This is a genomic window from Chromobacterium rhizoryzae (assembly GCF_020544465.1).
Lineage (GTDB): Bacteria > Pseudomonadota > Gammaproteobacteria > Burkholderiales > Chromobacteriaceae > Chromobacterium.
On record NZ_CP066126.1, the window covers coordinates 4,209,321 to 4,229,522 of the forward strand.

Genomic DNA, 20,202 nt, shown 5'->3' on the forward strand with positions numbered 1-20,202 from the left:
CACACGGCCGAGGCCCCCGGCGATACGCTCGCCGCCTCGGCCGTTTTCATTGCTGGCGCGCCTCAAGCCTTGCAAAACCCCAGCGCCGGATGGAAGCGCCAGCCATTGTCCGACCGCGGCAAGCTCAGCCCGCCAAAGCGCCGCGCACAGGCGTCCAGCTCCATGCCCAGCTCCGCCGCTAGTTCGGCCAAGGCCGCCGGATACTCGCTGTGGCCCCAGGCTCGGATATTCGGCTGCGTCAACGCCGCGTCTGGCACCCGCTGGTTCTTCTGTTTCTCAGCCGGAATAAAGTCCGGCGGCTTCGGCCACGGCTGGGCCACCACCCGGTGCAGCACATAATTGCCCCCGTCCTCGGTGGGCAATAACAGCAAATCCACCTCCGGCTCGCCACTGGCGCGGAAAGGCTGCTGCTGCGCCAACACTCCGCTGAGCAGCGCCTGCGGCTGCTGCCAACAGCTATACGCGCCCAAGGGCGCGATGGCCTGACCCTCCCGCCCCGGCCTGCTGCTGGCAGCCTTGGCCTGGCCGGCCGGCGACATCATCTGCGCCAGCCGCGCATGCTCCAGGTGCGACAAGCGCCGCTTCGGCCGCAAGGGCTCCGGCTGCACGATGCGCGGCCGCGCGTCCAGATGCCGGTACTCGTCCTCCTCCAGCAGTTCGCTCAATAGATGGCTGTCCAAGGCAAACGTCTCGCTCTCGAAGCCCGGCCAGCAGAAGGCCGGCTGGCTGGGCTGTTCCACGCTGCGCAGATTGCGCTCGCCAATCAACACATTCACCTTGTCCCAAGGATCCGGACGGTGGCGGCGCAGCCGGCCGGCCAGCTGGATCAGCGAACGCATCGACGAGGGCTCGACGATCGCCCAGTCGTAATCGTGATCCCGCCCCACCTCGGTCACCGGCGAGCCCAGCACGATGAACACATGCTCGCGCTCCGGCTCAGCGTCCAGCTCGCGGCGGATGGCCGGCAGCGTGAACACCGCCTGCGGATCGGAACGATTCAGCGCCTGGTCCAGCTGGCGCTCGATGGCGGAACGCAGCAGCAAGGGGTATTGCGAGTGGTAGACGCATAAATGCAGCTGCCAGTGCGCCGGCCACGGCAGCGCGTACAAGGCCAGCGCCACCTCGAACAAGGGCTGGATATTGGCCATGCGTACTAGGCCGAAGCTGACCGCCTGGCCGCTGATCGGGTCCCGCTGCTGATTGAGCCGGTGCAAGCGCTCGATAGCCGGCTGCAACTGGGCGGCGAACTCCCGACGCAAGGCCGGCGCCTGCCCCTGGCCGAAGCTCAACGGCAGCAGCTCGGCATGGCGCCGCGCCGGCTGCGTGGCCAGCCAATCGGCGCGCCGGCCGGCGAACTGGCGTTGCCGCCGGCGGAAAGCGTCGACATCGGCGCAGTCTTCCTGGGCCCGGTCCTGTTCATCCACCCAGGCGCAGCACACCGCCAGTGGCCGCCCCGGCTGGCCGCGATTGGCCTGGAACTGACGGCGGCCGGCCAGATAGGCCTCGAACAAGCCCTCGATCAGCGCCGGCGGCAAGGTGGCGGACGACAGCAGCAGCCGGCTGCCCAGCAAGCCGGCCCAATGCGCCAGCCGGGTCAGCGCCGGCAAATCCGCTAGGTCGAAATCGTCCGGCTCGTCCAGCACCAGGTCCCCGCTCATCAGCCGCAGCATGGGCGCAATCTGCCGCCCGCCGCGCTGGCTTTCCGTAGCCGGCGTCAGATGGTCTATGGTGCACACCAGCAGCGGCGCCTGCAGCAGCTTGGCCGTTTGCGGATCGCGCAGCGCGCGCGACAACAGCGGGTGCTCGCCGCCGGCCTCGTAACGCACCTCGCCGCCCTCATCCCACAAAGCCTGACGCGAGGCCGAGCCGCTGGCCTCCGCCTGCCGTTGATAGTGTTTGAACAACTGGGTGTTGGCGCTGCCGCCCACGCAGATGGCCAGATCGTCCTCGTTCAGGCGCAGCCGCTGGCGGAAGGCCTGACCGGTTTGCAGCGTCAGCGCGCGCAAGCCCAGCGCAAACGCGCAACGCAGGCCCAGCGCCGGGTCCGCCAAGGCGTACATGATCCGCGCATTGCCCAGCGTCTTGCCGCAGCCGGTGGACGCCATGTTGACGATGAAAGCGCCCTGCTCCGCCGCCCGCGCGCGCATTCCCGCGGCCTGGTCCGCGGCGCGGTCCTGCCAGCGGAAGCGCCCATCGGCGCTGCGCTGCAGCAAGCGCTTGCGCCGCAGCAGCCGCGGCAACTCGCGCTCAAAACCGGGCAAGACGCGGCATACCAAAGCGCTCTGCTCCGCCACGCCCAGCAAATGCTCGTCCAGCGGCTGATTGAAATCGCCGGACCGGCCATGAGTATTCGCCCACAGCGGATAGCCGGCCTGGCCGCGCTTGTGCCGCAGTTGGGCGTAATCCAGGCTGGAAAAATGGTGATCCGCCAGCATCAGGCTCAGCCGCGCCACATGCATCGCGTAAGGATTGTCCAGCCAGCGCGTCTCGCCGCGCGCGGTCAGGCGCGCGGCCAGCTTGTCCGCCAGCCGCGCGGCGCGGCGGCTCCAGGCCGGCGTATTCACCGGCAGGCCCAGCGGGAAACGCCAGTACGGCGCCAGCTGCGCCGGCTCGGCCTCCGTCTCCCGCCATTCGTTCCAGCGCGCGTCGATATGGGCCGGAATATTCAACAGCATGCGGCTTTGAAAACCCTCCAGCTTGCCGCCCAAGCGGCATTGCCGCTCCTGCTTGAACTCCGGCATCAGCGGCAGCCGATGATGCGTCAGCACCAGCCAACCCACCGCGGCGGCCAGCGGCGGCAGACGGGAAAACGGCGGTTCGCACGCCTCCCCCATGCCGTCCGCCTGCAAACGCGCCAGCCAGCTGGCGTGATCCTGCTCCGTCGGCTGCCGCAAGCGCGCCAGCCAGCCGGCGTCGTCGTCATCGCCGACAAAGGCCTGAAACAAGCGCAGCGACACCCACTCGTGGCGGTAGAGATTGCGCTCGCTCCGTTCGCCGCGCAGCCGTTGCTGAAACGCCTGGCTGGCCTTGCCCAGGTCGTGCAGCAAGGCCGCCAGGCCGGCCAGCAGCTGGATGTCCTCGCCGCTGTGCCAATCGTTCTCGTCCGCGCTGCGCAGCACATTGCGGCGGGTGCTGTGCGTGGGCGTGGCGCCGTCGGCATTGAAACGGCTGGCGTCGCCGACGATCCACAGCAGCTCGCTATGGTCCTGGCCGCGTATCCAGTGGCAGGCCACCGCGGTGTTCTTGCGCGCGCTCTGGCGCAGCAAGCGCCGCAGCGTGTCCAGCCCGGCCTGGGTGATCGGCGTTTGCCAGACGCGGTCGCCGCGGCGCTCGGCGAACTGGTCCAGGATCTGCCGGCTGCGCGTCAGCGCCTTCTTGTCGCATTGTGAAATCAGCAGGATATTCATGCCGCCCGCCCCCGCCGCTCGGCAATGTCCTTCAAGGTGTCGATGATGAAGTCCAGCGCCTCGCCGCGGGTCAGCGCCTCGATGCAGGCCTGGCGGAAAGTCTGCTCATCGTCGCCGCGCATCGCGGAAACAAAGGCCTGCGGCAGGATCAGCGCATCCTTGACCAGATCCGCCGCGTCGAACACCAGCCCGCCGCGCCGGGTCTTGCCGTGCAACACCGCCAGGCCGTGCGGCAAGCCCAGCACCCAGGCCGCGGTGGCGCCCAGGCCGTAAGCCAGGTAATTGCCGTGATCCAGAAAGGCGTTGGCCGGGTCCGTGCCGGCGCCGCGCTTGGCGCGGCTGAAATCGCCATAACCGGTGGCCTGCGCCGCCAAACGGAACAACAGCTTGGTCAGCCGCGCCTCCTCGGTCAGCAAATGCGCGTGGTCCGGCGCCTGGGCAATCGCCTGGCGCGAGGCCTGCAAGGCCGCCTCCAGGCCGGTCTCTTCCACCACGAAACCGGCTTCGCGCAAGGCGCGGCTGCCCAGCCAATGCCGCTGCAAACAGCCCAGCCGCGCCAGCTGCACATCCTTGGCCGCAGCCAGCCGCTGCGCGTCGTCAAACCAGAAACGCACCCAGTACTGCAGATACTCGGTGGGCCGGTACTCGCTTTGCGGCGCAAACCACGCCGCCTCCTGCTCCAACTCATTGGCGCTAAACAAGGGCGTGCCGCCCCCGCCGCAAAACCCCACCATCACCCCGGCCTTGGCCAGCTCCCGCATCGCCGCCTGCGTCACCGAGGTGCCAGTGCCCAGCAGGATGCAACTAGTGTTGGCGATGGGGATATTCCAGTACAGCGAAGCCTTGCCCGCGTCGGTGACGTACTCCACCCGCCCGCCGTTGACCAGCACCCGGCAGTGCTGCAGGTAGTAAAGATTGGCGCGCTTGGAATGCAGAATGGTCTTGAGATCAGACGGGGGAAAATCGGACACGGCGAGCCCTTCAGGATGGAACGCGACGGCATATCTTGCCATGGGCATGAACGGTGGGACAGCCTGCGCGGACTACCCTTTTTTTCAGCCCCCTGGTTCCGACATTTAAAAACAATGACTTAGCGACAATCTGGAAATTTGGGTCAACGCCGGAGGAATCGCTGCAAATGCCCGCGCCATAAGGACTATGAGCGGTGTAGACTCTAGTTCACTGCCGGATAGGCAGCTTAGAAACTACATATCCATCCGACCAATGCCCCATGACAGTTCACTGCCGGATAGGCAGCTTAGAAAATGTCGCATGTCCGGACGCGCGTGACAAACGAGTTCACTGCCGGATAGGCAGCTTAGAAATTACGTCAAGGTATTGATGCCGCTGACCAGCTGTTCACTGCCGGATAGGCAGCTTAGTAAAGTACCGGCTCGTTCACCCCGGGTAACTTCCTGGTTCACTGCCGGATAGGTAGCTTAGAAAGCCGGGCGGCGCCGTGGCGCCGATTGTCCAGAGTTCACTGCCGGATAGGCAGCTTAGAAAAGGCACGACACGTAGGGCACCGATGTTTCCATGTTCACTGCCGGATAGGCAGCTTAGAAAGCGACGTGATCTGGCTTAAGTGTGTCGGTCGTGTTCACTGCCGGATAGGCAGCTTAGAAAACTATGCAGCGCTGCAAGTGGGGCGTTTGGTCGTTCACTGCCGGATAGGCAGCTTAGAAAATCCAGTACTGAGGACACCATGAACAGCATCAGTTCACTGCCGGATAGGCAGCTTAGAAATATGGGCCGAGACAGGCAGCGGCCTGTTTCTCGTTCACTGCCGGATAGGCAGCTTAGAAATTCCCCGGCTGGATGATGGATCATGCCAGTCGGTTCACTGCCGGATAGGCAGCTTAGAAAACAGGTGCGATAGCCACTAAAACCCTACAATGGTTCACTGCCGGATAGGCAGCTTAGAAACCATAAGCCGGGCGATTTCTGGTTGTGCCGCCGTTCACTGCCGGATAGGCAGCTTAGAAAAGATCGTCAACGATGCACTGAATGAAGGCGACGTTCACTGCCGGATAGGCAGCTTAGAAAAACGGCATCATCAAAGTGCGCAACGTCGCCGGGTTCACTGCCGGATAGGCAGCTTAGAAAGGCTTGAGCACACGCCTAGTCTCTGTCAGCCAGTTCACTGCCGGATAGGCAGCTTAGAAAACCAACACCGGGTATCAAAGCGCGGCCACCAAGTTCACTGCCGGATAGGCAGCTTAGAAACGGGAGAGAACTGATCCTGGCGAGTTACCGCGTTCACTGCCAGCTAGCCCGCAAACAAAACGCTCCTGATGGGGCATTTTTCTTGATCTGCCGCCTGAACAAAGCCACTCCCAAAGGATAAAATATGCCAATAAAATCATCAAAGGAGTGGCCGTGGAATACATTGACTACGTCAATCAGGCATCCAAACTGATCTCGCCCCTCACCGCCATCATCTTGGGCGCGCTGCCGATACTGGCCATTCTGTTCGTGGTGCTGCGCACCCAGTCCTACCACATTCCCTTGACGCTGCTATGGCGCATCGTGGGCGGTAAGAAGGAAATCAACGACAAACTGCTGGCGGACTTTCTGGATGAAAGAAACGCCATCATGAAGTTCCGTACCCTGACCGGGCTTAAGATCCGCACCAAACAAGAAATGCTGACGCTGATCCAATGGGCGGCCAAGCACAACGAGGATATCGACGACATCAAACGCTGCGGGCATTACTTCAAGCTCAGCGAGCCCGGCAATATCACCTCGCCCAATAGGTTAGGCAGCATCGCCCTACTGCTAGCTGTTCTCGTGCTGGGCATCCTCACCGCCAGCGGTGTTGCCAGCACCGGCATAGACGACGGGCTCTATGCCACCACGGAAAGCAAGACCTGGTTCTTTGCCAGCAGCCAAAAAACCATCACCGGCTTATGGGGCAAGAACAAAATCAGTGAAAGCGACTGCGCCAAGGCCTCGCTCCCGGCCACGGGTTTCTCCCCTGACGACGCCCAAATTTTTTGCAAATTCTTCAAGCAGACCAATTACCCCAAGGCGATCAGCGACACCGTATCAAAGCAACGCATGCTGCTCTTATTTCTAAGCGCCTATACCGGTTTCTTCCTATTCCTAACCGTGCAGCCATTGCGCCGTTGTGTCAGTGCGAAGGAGATGATTCGTCGTCAAAAAGCACGCCAAGCGAAGCAGGAAGAAAGAGGCCAGCTCACCACTGAGCCTCTCCCCGCCGCAGCGGAGATGACGGCCCCGCTCCCGGCAAGCCACAAGCAAGCAGATCCTGCTGCCAGCGAATGAACAGTCTGACAGCATAGACAAAAACGCCGCTCACCCAGGGTGAACGGCGTTTTTCATCAAACCAGCGCGGCTCAAGCCAAGCGCCGCGCCAACTCCTCGCCTATCCTTCTCATCGGCTCCGGATCGCTCATGCCGAAGTGGTCGCAGTCCAGCTCCACGCACTCCAGCTTGCCGCCGAGGAAGGGCCGCCAATCTTCCGGCTTGGGCGCGTCTTCCGGGTGGATGCCGGCGCGGAACAGCAGCACGTCGCCGTCGTAAGGCGGGGTTTGGCTGTCGCGGAACAATTGCATGCCGTGCAGCGAGGCCGCGCCCAGCCGCTCCAGCGCGGCGCGGCCCAGCGGCGCCAGCGGGCTGCCGGGGCGTAGCAGGCGTTGGTAGATCGCCTCATTGTCCAACGGCTGGCCGTTTTCGTCGGCGTCCACTTCGCCGTTGACGCTGAGCACCGTCACCAGCGCGTCGTGCAATATCGGTTGCGGCCGGCCCTGCCAGCTGGCGGTCGGATAGCTGTCCATCAGCGCCGCCAGTTCCACGGTTTCGCCGGCGGCGCGCAGCTGCGCCGCCATCGCCTGCGCCAGCCCGCCGCCCAGGGACCAGCCCAGCAGCCGGTACGGCCCTTGCGGCTGGACCTCGCGCACGCGGGCTACGTAGTCCGCCACCATCGCGTCGAAGCTGGCTGGCTTGTCGCCGGTGATGCCGGTGGCTTGTAGGCCGTAGATGGCCACGCCGGGCAGGTGTTTGGCCAGGCCCAGATAACACCAGGACAGGCCTTCCGCCGGGTGCAGGCAGAACAGCGCCGGCAGCGCGCCGGGCTGGATGGTCAGCAGCGGCGCGAATTCCTGGCCTTCGCTGGCCGACGGCGGCCGGTGCGCGGCGGGCGCGCTCAGCGCCTGCGCCAGCGCCGCCACCGTGCTGTGGCTAAACAGCGCGGACACCGCCACTTCGCGGTTCAGGCGCTGCGCCAGCCGGTTGGCCACCTGGATGGCTTGCAGCGATTTGCCGCCCAGTTCGAAGAAGTTGGCGTGGCGGCTGGGCGGGGTGACGCCCAACACTTGCTGCCACACCTCCATCACCTGGCGTTCCAGCGGGCTGGCGTCTTCCGCCGCGGTTGGCGCTTGCGCTTCCATGCCGGCGGCCAGCTGCTTGCGGTCTATCTTGCCGTTGACGTTGCGCGGCAGGCTGTCCAGCCAGCGCCAGTGATCCGGGATCGCCGCCGCCGGCAGCACCTCGGCCAAGCGCGCGCGCATCGCCGCCGGCTCGGTCTCGCCGCCGCTGAGGAAGGCGGCCAGGGTATAGCCGCCGCCAGCCAGCGGCAGGCCCACCACCGCCGCCTCGCGCACCTCCGGGCAGGCCAGCAGCGCGTTTTCGATTTCGGCCGGGTCGATGCGCAGGCCGCTGATCTTCATTTCATGGTCCAGCCGGCCCAGGAAGCGCAGCTGGCCGTCGCTCAGCCGCGCGCGGTCGCCGGTGCGGTAGGCGCGCGGCGCGCCGGGCAACGCGTCCAGCGTTACAAAGCGGCGCGCGGTCAGTTCTTCGCGGCCCAGGTAGCCGATGGCCAGCGCCTCGCCCAGCAGGCACAGTTCGCCGTCCTCGCCCTGCGCCACCGGCTGCAGGCACTCGTCCACGATGACGGCGCGCACGCCGGGGCGCGGCAGGCCGATGGGCACGCTGTCGCCGCCGTCCCACACCGCGCCGGGGCCGGACAGGATGGCGCTGGTGGCGATGATGGAGGCCTCGGTGGGTCCGTAGCTGTTGAGCAGCACGCTGCCCGGCAACAGCGCCTGCCAGCGGCCGGCGCGTTCCGGCAGCGCGGCTTCGCCGCCGATGATGGTCAGCCGCACGCTGGCCAGCTGCGCGGCCAGTTCCGGCTGCAAGGCGAAGGCCAGTTCGTGCCAGAAGGCGGTGGGCAGGTCCAGCACGCTGATGCGCTGGCGCGCCACCGCGGCGGCGAAGGCCGGCATGGATTCCAGCATCGCGTCGGTGCGCAGCACCAGGGTGCCGCCATGGCACAGCGCCAGGAAGATTTCCTCGATGCTGGCGTCAAAGTGCAGCGGCGCGAATTGCAGAATGCGTTCGTCGGCGCCGATGCGGTACAGCTGGCCGGCGCTGCTGACGAACTGTGCCAGCGCGCCGTGGCTGACCAGCACGCCGTTGGGCTTGCCGGTGGAGCCGGAGGTGTAGAGCAGATAAGCGGCTTGGCCGGCTTCCGGCGCCGGGTCCGCGGCGGCCAGCGCGTCCTGTTGCGGCGGCAGGTCCAGACATAGCGCCGGCACGGCGCCCAAGAGCGGACGCCAGGCGTTCAGGGTGACGGCCAACCGCGGCTGCGCGTCGTCCAGCACCATGGCCAGCCGCGTCGGCGGGCCGTGCGGGTCCAGCGGCACATAGCAGCCGCCGGCCCACAGCGTGGCCAGGATGGCGACGATGGCTTCCGGGCTGCGCGGCAGCACGATGGCCACCCGTTCCTCCGCCTGCAGGCCGGCGGCTTGCAAGCGGCCGGCCAGTTGCAGCACGCGCTGCAACAGCTCGCGGTAGGACAGGCGCTCGCCGTCCTGTTCCAGCGCCGTCGCGTCCGGCCGCGCGGCGGCGGCGGCGCGGATCAGGCTCAGCACCTCCAGCGGTTCGCGCTCCAGCGCTGCGCCGTCCAGCACGCTCAGCGGCGGCAGCTCCGGCAGCAACTCGCTCAACGCGGCGTCCGGCGCGCGGCCGGCCCAGGCGTCCAGCCAGGCCAGCAAATCGTCGCGCAGGCCGTCCAGCTCCGCCTGCGGGTAAGCGTTGGGGTTGGCTTCCAGGCACAGCCGCCATTCGGTGTTCAACAGGCTGAAATTGATCGACACATCTTCCACCGGGCCGGAACCCAGCGGCAGCACCCGGCTGTCCAGGCCGGCGAACGGCGCGCGGCGGTCGAAGGGCATCAGGTTCACCACCGCGCCGAACAAGCGCTGCTGGCCGCCAACGCGCGCCAGATCGCCGCGCAGCTGCTCGTAGCGATAGCGCTGATGCGGCCGGATCGCGCGCAGGCTGTCCGCCAGCTGGCGGCTCAGCTCCGCCGCGCCCAGCTCTTCGTCCAGCCGCAGGCTCAGCGGCGCGATATTCATCGCCATGCACGGCACCGCCAGCGCCGGCGTGCCCAGGCGGTTCATCACCGGCAGACCCAGGGTCAGCGCGCGGCGGCCGCTGCGCTTGGCCAGCCAGGCACCCACCGCTGCCAGCAACCAGGCGCCCCAGTCCACGCCGTGCTGTTTGGCCGAAGCCTGCCAAGCGGCGATCTGCGCCGGGCTCAGCCATTGCTCGGCCTTGTTCACCCCGTCCGCCAGCAAGGCGGCGGGCGCCAGCGTGCTGGCCGCCGGCTGCCGGCCCTGGCGCTGCAGCCAGAAGGCGCGGTCCTGCGCGCAGGCCTCGCTGGCCTGGTAGGCGTGATCGGCGACGACGATCTTGTCCAGCGACCAATCCGCCAGCGGCGGCAGGGCCTGCTGCTTGACGCGGGCGCTGTAGCGCGCCGCCAGCGCCTGGCTCAGCAGGCCGTAGGCGAAGCCGTCCAGCGCGATATGGTGGGTCTGCAGATACCACCAGTGCCGCTCCGGCCCCAGCTTCAACAGCGCGCCCAGATAGAGCGCGTCCCGCGCCGGATCGCACGGCCGCGCCAGCGTCTGAGCCACCCAGGCGCGCGCCGCCGCTTCCGGTTCCGTTTCCGCGCTGAAGTCCAGGCAGGGTATCTCCGCCTGCGCGGCCACCGGCTGCTGCCACAGCTGGCTGCCGTCAAACTCAAAGCGCATGTTCAGCGCCGCGCAATTGGCCAACACCTCGGCGGCGCTGTCGCGCAAGGCGTCCAGGTTCAGCGCGCCGCGCAGCTCGGTGGCTTCGGCGGTGAGGTAACTCGGGTTGTCCGGGGAAAGTTGCTGTCCCATCCAGATGCCGTGCTGCGCGGCGCTGACGGGGAGGCGAGAAGCGGTCAAAGTCATAAGAAGGCGTGCCGTTGCGGTTCCATGCCAGCGCAATGATGCGTGGGCAGATCAAATGAGAGCAGCAATCTTACACTATAAATGGGAATGATTATCAATATTGAATTGATAAGCCTCACTACATAGCAAAGCACCTCACACCCTTCGCCTAAGTAGCAGGAACATTGAAGTACGGCACACCGCAGCAAGCATGCTTCACAGTGCCGCTAGCGGGCACATTGGCTAAACGCCCTTTGAGATTCTGATAGCTATGAATTAGCCAGTGAGTAAAGAATCGTAGCCAGTTCCGTCACCTCCAAGGCCCCGGAAGCGACATCCACCATAATGTCTTCCAGCTTGGCACTACGCAGAATCACCACGCCTTGCAAGTCCAGATAAGTCAGCGCCGTCACCAGCGCGGTCCGTTTATTGGCGTCATTGAAGCAATGGCCGCGAGCAATGGCCACCGCATACATGGCGGCGATATCGAAGATATCCTCCATCCCCTCATAGCGGATCTTGTTATCCACTCGCGCCAACGCGCCCTCCAGCGGCCCAATGTCATGCATGCCCGCCAACCCTGGCTCCATCTCCAAAATGGCATCATGCAACTGCACCACCACGCGTGGATTGATCATCGATCCGCCAACGCCTTGATCACTTTTTTGTGGCGCTGAATCACCCGCTTGGCCGCAGTCTTGACAATGCGCACGCCGGGTTCACCGCTCAAATCCAGCTCTACCGGCTTGACCGGCCCTTTGCGCGCCTTCAGCACAATCCCATAGTTTTTAGCTGTTTTGCTCATCATTACTTTCCTTCAAGCCGAAGCCATTTTTGCTGAATAGACCTGTAGGAACATCAACCAGTCTGGGCAAGAGAAATGAGCACCTCATCCCGCAGAGAACAGCAGTCTGGCGTGGGATGGTGTGGTACCACTCTTTCCTAAATTGTCTATTCGGCAGTGAACATCACTGCTGGCAAAGGGTGACCGCCGAGCTTTTTCTAAGCTGCCTATCCGACAGAGAACATACGGGGTAGATGAACAGTAGGTTTATTCCGTTACTTAAGCTGCCTATCCGGCAGCACGCCATACAAGTCTAACAGCTTCCACAGCAGACAAATCGATATCACATGGCAGCACCATCCCGCCGAACACATGACTTAACCGCCTGAGTTCAGCACACCAGACCCCCTGCTCCACCCCCGCCTGATACAGGTCAAGTAAATCCCGACCACTGTCCATACCAATATCACCTGCTCGCAGGCACACTAGATAGATGGCATGCCAAACGGATGGACGTAAAAAAGGCCAGTCGCTTGCGCGCTGGCCGGTCTGAGCTGCCTATCCGGCAGAGAACTGAAATGAAAGTTTCAGTTGGACTATTTCTAAGCTGCCTTATGCCGGCAGTGGCGCCGATGTTACAAGTCGCCACTGCTCATTAACGATAAATGTCACTTTAACTAGGTAAAAAAATGGCGGATGTCGGTGTTGCGCAAGCGCGTGACAAAGTTGGAAGACCGGCTCACACCCATCCCTATCCCTTGCAAAACAGGAGGATGCGCATGCAATGAAGCACCGACCCAAGGCCCCGGCAGCCCAATCGCGCCGGGGCCGCACTGCTGTTTGTTCCTGATTTTGATCCAAGGACCAGCCATGCCCCCTACCCTCACGCCCCGCGCCGCAGCACTACGCGCCTTGATGACCGACTTCATCCGGCAACGGCGCGACGATAAGTTGAACAAGCTCGCGCCCGACGACGACGCCAAGCGCGAAGCGCTGCTGGCCAATTATCAACCGACAACTTGGCTCTCAAACCTCGTTCAACGGGCCCTCGAGGTTCAGTTTGTCACCCACCTGCTAAAAGCTACTCATCCCGATATCAAAATTACCGAAGCAACTAACCTTTATTGCTATCCAAACAAACTCCCACCTCATCAAGAAGTTGGTAGTCATCTACTTGGCCCTACATTCAACAATGACCTCACTGGCAATGCAGCCATTTCCTCAGCGTTTTACAAATTCTTAGAACAAAAGTTTGATGGTAAAGCCCTACTTGAATTGGCAACATCACGAGATAGCGACTTTGCCGCAGCACTTAGTAATGACTCAGAGCTATCCCAAAAATGGCTCGAGATTTTTGCAACACTACAGCAGCCTCGTATAAACCTCGCCAGCCACAGCCGCGCCAAGCAAGTGTATTGGCTGGTGGGTTACGAGCCGGCCAAGGACGAGCACTACCACCTACTGGCCCCGCTCTATCCCAGCGCGCTGGCGCAGCGACTGTACCAAACCATCCAGGAGCACCGCTTCGGCGAAGCCGCCAAGGCCGCGCGCCAGGCCCGCCGCGAACAGCGCGAGCATCCGCACGGCTATTGCGACTATCCGCAGTTGGCGGTGCAGAAACTGGGCGGCACCAAGCCGCAGAATATTTCCCAGCTCAATAGCGAACGCAAGGGCAATAACTATCTGCTGGCTTCCCTGCCGCCGCAGTGGCGAAGCCAGGGCCTGAAACCGCCGCTCAATAGCGAGGACGCGCTGCTGCGCTTTGGCCGCCGCAACGATGTGCGCCGGCTGGTCCGCCAACTGCGCGTCTTTCTGGAAAGCCAACCGCCTCAAAACAAAGATGCCCAAGATCGTCGTGACGATCTGGGCAATGCGCTGCTGGAGGAACTGCTGCTGTTCGGCAAGGAAATGCACGAAGGCCTGCCGCCCGGCTGGAGCGCGGACACGCGCTGCCGGCTGCCGGAATACCAGCAGCTGTGGCTGGACCCTTGGCGCGCCGATACCGACGCGGACTTTGCCGCGCGCTGGCACGGCGAGGACTGGCCGCTGGAAGTGGCCAAACGCTTCGGCCGCTGGCTGAACCAGCAATTCGACGCCAGCCCGCTGGAGATGGGCGACGCGGAATTCCACCATTGGGCGCGTGAGCTGGCCGGGGACCTGGGCTGGCAGGCCCTGCACGATCAAACCCGCCGCCAGCTGGCGGCCATGGCCAAGGAGCAAGCATGAGCACTCTGCCCGTGATCACCGGCCTGCTGAGCGTGCCCCGGCTGCGGGTGCAAAACGCCAACGCCATTTCCAGCCCCTTCACCTGGGGCTTTCCGGCCATTACCGCCTTCACCGGCCTGGCCCAGGCGCTGGAGCGCAAGCTGGCCGGCAGCCTGGATTTGCAGTTCGAGGCGGTGGGCGTGGTCTGCCACCATTACCAGGCGCAGACCAGCGGCGCGTACACCCAGGGTTTCCACCTCAGCCGCAACCCGGTGGACAAGGACGGCGCCACCGCCGCCATTGTGGAGGAAGGCCGCATCCATCTGGACATCAGTCTGCTGTTCGGCCTCACCGGCGAAGCACTGGCCGCGCCAGGGGAGCAGCTGCCGGAACTGGCGCGGCAAGTAACGGACACCCTGCACGGCATGCGCATTGCCGGCGGCAGCGTGACGCCGCCGCTGCCCGGCCGTCGCCGTCCCGCGCCGCAGTTGATGACCTTGAGCGAGGACGAGACGGAACAACGCGAGCAATTCCGCCAGCTGCGACGCAGCCTGCTGCCCGGCTTTGCGCTGGTGTCCCGCGACGATCTGCTGCAAAGCCACTTGGCCGCCTTGCGCGCCAGCCAGCCGCAAACAGACCTCTTCGACGCCTGGCTGGATCTGTCCCGCATCAACCACGCGCCTCACTGGCAGGAACAAGCGGACCCGACCGGCGGCGAGCCGCGCCGCACGCTGGAATGGCGCAGCCAACGCGGCCACAGCCAGGGCTGGACGGTGCCGATGCCGGTGGGCTACGGCGCGCTGTCCCCGCTCTACCCGGCCGGCAGCGTGGCCAACGCCCGCGACGCGCAGACGCCGTTCCGCTTTGTGGAAAGCCTGTATTCGCTGGGCGAATGGCTCAGCCCGCACCGGCTGCATGATGTCGGCCAGTTGCTGTGGTACGCCGACGACGACACCGCCAGCGGCTTGTACCGCTGCCGCAATGATTACGCCGCCACCTTGGAAATAGAAGACAGAAAGGAAGCCTCATGAGCACCGCACCGCTGAAAACCGCTACCGTATTGGCCTTTGAACGCAAGCTGGACCCGTCCGACGCCTTGTTTCACGCCGGCGACTGGCAACAGCGCGAGCAGCACGCCGGCTGGGAGCCGGTCAGGGTCATCGAAAAATCCGTGCGCGGCACCATTTCCAACCGCCTGAAAACCAAGGACCAGGACCCGGCCAAGCTGGACGCGCAGATTGAAAACCCCAATCTGCAAACCGTGGACGTGGCCGCGCTGCCGCACCACGCGGACACCTTGAAGATCAGCTTCACGCTGCGGGTACTGGGCAATGTCGGCGCGCCGTCCGCCTGCAACGACAGCGCCTACCAGGCCAAGCTGCGCGCCACCGTGGCCGGCTATGTGCAAGCTCACGGCTTTGCCGAGCTGGCGCGCCGCTATGCCTGCAACCTGGCCAACGGCCGCTTCCTGTGGCGCAACCGCGTGGGCGCGGAGCAGGTGGAAGTACGGGTGGCGCTGCTGGAGCAAGGCCAGCCGGCGCAGCAATGGCAGTTCGACGCGCTGGCGCTGTCCCTGCGCCACTTCGACCCCGGCAATCAGGCCGCCGCGCTGGAACAACTGGCCGCCGCCATCGCCGCCGGCCTGGCCGGCCAGCGCCATCTGCTGCTGCAAATCACCGCCTTTGCGCGGCTGGGCGCCGGCCAGGAGGTGTTCCCGTCGCAGGAGCTGATCCTGGACCGCAGCCGCGGCGACAAGAGCAAAACCCTGTACGCCATCGAGCAAGGCACGCTGAAAATCGCCGCCATCCACTCGCAGAAGCTGGGCAACGCCATCCGCACCATTGACGACTGGCACCCGGAAGCCGAACAGCTCGGCCCCATCGCGGTGGAGCCCTACGGCTCGGTCACCACGCTGGGCAAGGCCTGCCGCCAGCCCAAGGCCAAGTCCGACTTCTACACCCTGCTGGACAACTGGGTGCTGAAAGACCAGGCCCCGGCGCCGCATGATCAGCACTTTGTGCTGGCCACGCTGATCCGCGGCGGTGTGTTCGGCGCGGCGGAGTAAGCCATGGATCACTACCTGGACATCCGGCTACGCCCGGACCCGGAGTTTGCGCCCACGCTGCTGATGAACGCGCTGTTCGCCAAGCTGCACCGCGCGCTGAGCGAACAAGGCCGCGACGACATCGGCGTCAGCTTCCCGCGCGCGGCCCCGGCCGCCGCGCTGGGCGACACCCTGCGCCTGCACGGCGGCCACGCCGCCTTGCAGCGGCTGATGGCCGGCGACTGGCTTAGCGGCATGCGCGACCACATCGCGCTGGCCGCCATCCAGCCGGTGCCGCCGCAGGCGGAAGCCTGGCAGGTGCGGCGCAAGCAGGCCAAGACCAATCCGGACAAGGAGCGCCGCCGGCTGGTGCGGCGGCTGGGCATCAGCGCGGAAGAAGCCGCGCAGCGTTTCCCGGACAGCGCCGCCCGCCGGCTAACCCTGCCCTTCCTCACCCTCAACAGCGCCAGCACCGGCCAACGTTACCAGCTGCACATCGAGCAGCGCCCAGCCCCGGCCACCCACAGCGGCCGCTTCAACGCCTTCGGCCTCAGCCCCGACGCCACCGTGCCGTGGTTCTAACCCTTTTTTTCCTGCCCCGCCGCCAAGCCTGTTAAATCAAGGGCTTGGCGCGGGGAGAAATAAAAGGGTTTTTATTGGGGAAAGCGATGCTTTCCCCCGCTGGCGCGGGTTTGCGGGGGAAAGGCTCTAGTTCTCTGCCGGGTAGGCAGCTTAGAAAGATGAGATGGTCGACGCTCTTGTCGACACCATGTTCTCTGCCGGGTAGGCAGCTTAGAAAAGGCAGCTTGTTTTTGACGATGCGCCAGTCTGCTGTTCTCTGCCGGGTAGGCAGCTTAGAAAATTGCGTCGGCACGCCGCAGTTGCTTGCCCTTGTTCTCTGCCGGGTAGGCAGCTTAGAAATGCTGGTTCTACGGCCCCTACGGCTCAAGTTAGTTCTCTGCCGGGTAGGCAGCTTAGAAATTGTAGGTTTTGGCGCCGGTCTCGTCGCTGAGCGTTCTCTGCCGGGTAGGCAGCTTAGAAAAGCGTGTACGGCGCGCCGGGCAGCAGCTGGATGTTCTCTGCCGGGTAGGCAGCTTAGAAAATCATTGGAGCTATGCCAAATCCTATTATCCCGTTCTCTGCCGGGTAGGCAGCTTAGAAATAAACGAGCCGGCGCGGATGTTGGCCGGGCCAGTTCTCTGCCGGGTAGGCAGCTTAGAAAAACAGGAGCGAGACAGCTATTAGCATGCTCGGGTTCTCTGCCGGGTAGGCAGCTTAGAAATGATCGACGCTGCGCGCGTCATTGGCACCAAGGTTCTCTGCCGGATAGGCAGCTTAGAAATCCCTGGCAAGGCGTACCGCGCTGCGCATGATGTTCTCTGCCGGATAGGCAGCTTAGAAACATGAAAATCGATGTACTGCTGGCGGTCGAACGTTCTCTGCCGGATGGGCAGCTTAGAAATCACCACGGCCAACGCCAGCAACCCACCGCTTGTTCTCTGCCGGATGGGCTGCTTAGAAAACCGCGCCCAGTCTGTCGGCGGCCTTGGCAAACGTTCTCTGCCGGATGGGCAGCTTAGAAAGCGAAGGGCTCACCGTGCTGAGTTCGGTACAGGTTCTCTGCCGGATGGGCAGCCTAGAAAGCATCCCCAACCCCTCCCCCGCAATCCTTCCAATCACGTTATTCTCAATTTGAATAACAATCTAATTTTCCAGATTTTTAACATATATGCAATCATGCTAGATTTTGTTTTCCAAAATCAATAAAGGGCCGGCACAGCCGGCATTCCGCGATGGCATATCCACATTTCACCCTCTCCGCGCTGGCGCTGGCCTTGGCAGGGCAAGCCTTGCCGGCGCTGGCCGCCGACGGCAACACGCTGGACAGCGTCACCATTACCGGGTCGCGCATTGCGCGCGCCGGCAAGGAAGGCCCCACCGGGGTCACGGTGCTGAGCGGCGCCGATATCGAAAAACAGGGTTACACCAATGTTTACGACGCGCTGAACAATCTGGCGCAGAACACCGGCTTCACTCAGGGCGCGGATTTCGGCAATACCTTCACCCCGGCCGCCAACGCCATCAGCCTGCGCGGGCTGGGGCCCAACCATACGCTGACCTTGCTCAACGGCCGCCGCATCGCCGATTACCCGGTGGCTTACGAGGGCTCGGTCAACTTCGTCAATCTGGCCAATATCCCGGCGGCGATGATTGAGCGCATCGAGGTGCTCAACGGCGGCGCGTCGGCGATTTACGGCTCGGACGCCATCGCCGGCGTGGTCAATGTGATCCTGAAGAAGAAGGCCAACGGCACCACGGTCAACGTCAAGGCCGGCGGCAGCGAGCATCATGGCGGCGAAAACCTGCGCCTGCAGCTGAGCGGCGGCAAGAGCTGGGACAAGCTGAATCTGGTCTATGCGCTGGAGTTGAGCCAGCGCAACCCGATCTGGTCGCGCCAGCGCGGCTTCATGGCGGACAACACCGTCAACGGCGCGGCGCCCACCACGGTGTGGTCGCAGAAGGATGTGAGCAGCGGCAAGTTCATCGACCCCGGCGCGGCTTGCGGCGCGCTGGGCGGCTTGTACGCCGGCAGCGTGCGCGCTTACCGCAGCAGCAAGAGCAATGTCTGCGCCAGCCCGCTGGCCAGGGCCTCCTACTGGACGGTGCAGACCGCCAACCAGAGCCAGAACGGTTATCTGAGCCTGAATTACGCGCTCAACGATCACCTGGAGTTGTTCAGCGACGCGCTGCTGGCCTTCAACCACAGCGAGAACAACACCCGCGGCCCCAGCTGGACCTCGGCCGCCGGCAACGGCGGCTATTTCCTGAACCAGAACAGCGGCCGCTACGAGGTCTGGAGCCGCTTGCTGTCGCCGGAGGAGATGGGCGGCGCCAGCCGCTACAACCGCAAGTGGGACGATGTGGCGGCCAACCTGACTTTCGGCCTGCGCGGCACGGTGCCGGACAGCAGCTGGAGTTACGAAGCCGCTTACAACGCGTCCATCTACACCAGCCAGAACATCGCGCCGCGGCTGCTGGCCAATGCAGACAGTTTCTTCCTGGGCCAGCAGCAGGGCGTGGACGCCAAGGGGGTGCCGATTTACGCGCCGTCGGCCGGGCCGTTCAACCGCCAGCTGACGCAGGCGGAGTTCGACAGCATCGCCGGGCGCTCGGTGAGCCAGAACAAGTCCTGGCTGCAGGCACTCAGCCTGAGCGGCAGTGGCGAGTTGTTCAAGCTGCCGGCCGGCGCGGTGAAGCTGGCCGGCACGCTGGAATGGGGCAGCCAGGGCTTCAGCAACGATCCGGACCCGCTGATCAATCAGGGCGCTTTCTACAACACCTCGCCGGCCGTGCACGCCGGCGGCGCCCGCTCGCGCCAGGCGCTGGGCGGCGAGTTGTTCATCCCGGTGTTGAAGCGGCTGGACCTGACGCTATCCGGCCGTTACGACCGCTACCAGCTGCCGGACAGCAGCGCCGGCAAGTTCACTTACGGCGCCGGCCTGGCGTTCCGGCCGCTGAACAGCTTGCTGCTGCGCGGCAGTTACGCCACCAGCTTCCGTGCGCCGGACATGAATTATCTGTTCCTGACCCAGAGCCGCGGCTATTACTCGTCCAGCACCGATTACTGGCGTTGCGCCCAGGCCGACCAACCCTTGGCCAGCTGCGACTACAAAAGCATGTCGCCGGGCGCGGACTACGTGAAGAACGGCAACGCCGAACTGAAGCCGGAAAACGGCAAGTCCTACGGCTTCGGCTTTGTGTGGTCGCCCAGCAGCAGCGCGGATATTTCGGTGGATTACTGGGACATCGCCATCAATGATCTGGTCACCGACCTGAGCGGCGACAAGCTGTTGCGCGACGAGGCGCAGTGCCGCGCCGGCGTGCTGGACGCGTCGTCCCAGCTGTGCCAGGACACATTGCGCCGAGTGCAGCGCAATCCGGCCAATGCCTTGATCAATCCGGGCGCGATCAAGCAGATCGTGGTCAACCCAATCAATGCGGCCAGCGAGCGCACCAGCGGTTTCGACATCGCCGGCAAGCTGCGCTGGAAAACCGCCAACTGGGGCAGCTTCCTGCTGAAAGCCAATTACACCAAGGTGCTGAAGCACACTTACCAGCAGTTTGCCGGCGATGTGGAAAAGAATATGTTGAACGACCCGGAAAACACCGATTGGCCGGACAAGCTGGACACCAGCCTGAGCTGGGACATCGGCTCCTGGTCGTCCACCGTGCTGCTGACCCGCTACGGCAAGATTCCCAAGGCCAGCGGCAATGGCAATCTGACGCCCACGGTACTGGCCAATTTCAGCACTCAGTATCAATGGAGCAAGCAGACTTCGGTGGGGCTCATCGTCAACAATGTGCTGGACACCATCAAGCGCGACGATACCAGCAACTGGCCCTACTACCCGGTGGGCAGTTATCTGCCCTATGGACGCCAGTGGTGGGTGGAGGTGAATCACAAGTTCTGAACGGCTGGCGCGCTCACGATTTATTGTAATAAGCAACTATTTAGTTGTATGTTACAACCATTACCAC

11 protein-coding genes and 2 CRISPR repeat arrays are annotated in these 20,202 nt (G+C 64.0%); of the genes, 6 read left to right on the forward strand and 5 right to left on the reverse strand.

Going from position 1 to position 20,202, the window contains the following annotated elements; genetic code table 11:
* Nucleotides 1–62: 62 nt before the first annotated feature.
* Both cas3f and cas1f read right to left on the reverse strand, forming a co-directional pair.
* On the reverse strand, nt 63–3,407 hold the full coding sequence (gene cas3f, locus JC616_RS19130; RefSeq protein WP_227104836.1) for a type I-F CRISPR-associated helicase Cas3f: 3,345 nt from the start codon (nt 3,405–3,407) through the stop codon (nt 63–65).
* A complete protein-coding gene (cas1f, locus tag JC616_RS19135) occupies nt 3,404–4,378 on the reverse strand; it encodes a type I-F CRISPR-associated endonuclease Cas1f (protein ID WP_227104838.1) in 975 nt (324 codons plus the stop codon). Before cas1f ends, cas3f begins: the two co-directional genes overlap by 4 nt.
* Nucleotides 4,379–4,584: 206 nt before the next feature.
* A CRISPR array of direct repeats spans nt 4,585–5,633; the repeat unit is 28 nt; unit sequence GTTCACTGCCGGATAGGCAGCTTAGAAA.
* Nucleotides 5,634–5,786: 153 nt separating this feature from the next.
* Between cas1f and JC616_RS19140 the strand changes: the two genes are divergently transcribed.
* Nucleotides 5,787–6,695, forward strand: coding sequence for a DUF6216 family protein (locus JC616_RS19140; protein ID WP_227104840.1), 909 nt, complete (start codon nt 5,787–5,789; stop codon nt 6,693–6,695).
* 71 nt (nt 6,696–6,766) lie between these two features.
* Here the strand turns inward: JC616_RS19140 and JC616_RS19145 are convergent, their stop codons facing one another.
* The 3 genes from JC616_RS19145 to JC616_RS19155 all read right to left on the reverse strand — a co-directional run bounded on the left by JC616_RS19145 (nt 6,767) and on the right by JC616_RS19155 (nt 11,435).
* On the reverse strand, nt 6,767–10,651 hold the full coding sequence (locus tag JC616_RS19145) for a non-ribosomal peptide synthetase (RefSeq protein WP_227104842.1): 3,885 nt from the start codon (nt 10,649–10,651) through the stop codon (nt 6,767–6,769).
* A gap of 248 nt (nt 10,652–10,899) precedes the next feature.
* On the reverse strand, nt 10,900–11,268 hold the full coding sequence (locus tag JC616_RS19150; protein ID WP_166454272.1) for a type II toxin-antitoxin system death-on-curing family toxin: 369 nt from the start codon (nt 11,266–11,268) through the stop codon (nt 10,900–10,902).
* Nucleotides 11,265–11,435, reverse strand: coding sequence for a hypothetical protein (locus tag JC616_RS19155; protein WP_162788165.1), 171 nt, complete (start codon nt 11,433–11,435; stop codon nt 11,265–11,267). The genes JC616_RS19150 and JC616_RS19155 overlap by 4 nt, the downstream gene beginning before the upstream one ends.
* An 894-nt stretch (nt 11,436–12,329) precedes the next feature.
* Here JC616_RS19155 and csy1 point away from each other — a divergent pair.
* The 5 genes from csy1 to JC616_RS19180 all read left to right on the forward strand — a co-directional run bounded on the left by csy1 (nt 12,330) and on the right by JC616_RS19180 (nt 20,135).
* Nucleotides 12,330–13,640 (forward strand): type I-F CRISPR-associated protein Csy1, encoded by a 1,311-nt coding sequence (gene csy1 / locus JC616_RS19160; protein ID WP_227108606.1) that lies wholly within the window; start codon nt 12,330–12,332, stop codon nt 13,638–13,640.
* Nucleotides 13,637–14,650, forward strand: a complete 1,014-nt coding sequence (gene csy2 / locus JC616_RS19165; RefSeq protein WP_227104845.1) for a type I-F CRISPR-associated protein Csy2 — start codon at nt 13,637–13,639, stop codon at nt 14,648–14,650. The genes csy1 and csy2 overlap by 4 nt, the downstream gene beginning before the upstream one ends.
* On the forward strand, nt 14,647–15,684 hold the full coding sequence (gene csy3 / locus JC616_RS19170) for a type I-F CRISPR-associated protein Csy3 (protein ID WP_227104847.1): 1,038 nt from the start codon (nt 14,647–14,649) through the stop codon (nt 15,682–15,684). Before csy2 ends, csy3 begins: the two co-directional genes overlap by 4 nt.
* A 3-nt stretch (nt 15,685–15,687) precedes the next feature.
* Entirely contained in the window at nt 15,688–16,245 is a 558-nt protein-coding gene (gene cas6f, locus JC616_RS19175) for a type I-F CRISPR-associated endoribonuclease Cas6/Csy4 (RefSeq protein ID WP_048408886.1), read from the forward strand.
* A gap of 129 nt (nt 16,246–16,374) precedes the next feature.
* A CRISPR array of direct repeats spans nt 16,375–17,306; the repeat unit is 28 nt; unit sequence GTTCTCTGCCGGGTAGGCAGCTTAGAAA.
* 150 nt (nt 17,307–17,456) lie between these two features.
* Entirely contained in the window at nt 17,457–20,135 is a 2,679-nt protein-coding gene (locus tag JC616_RS19180) for a TonB-dependent receptor plug domain-containing protein (protein WP_227104849.1), read from the forward strand.
* Nucleotides 20,136–20,202: the final 67 nt, after the last annotated feature.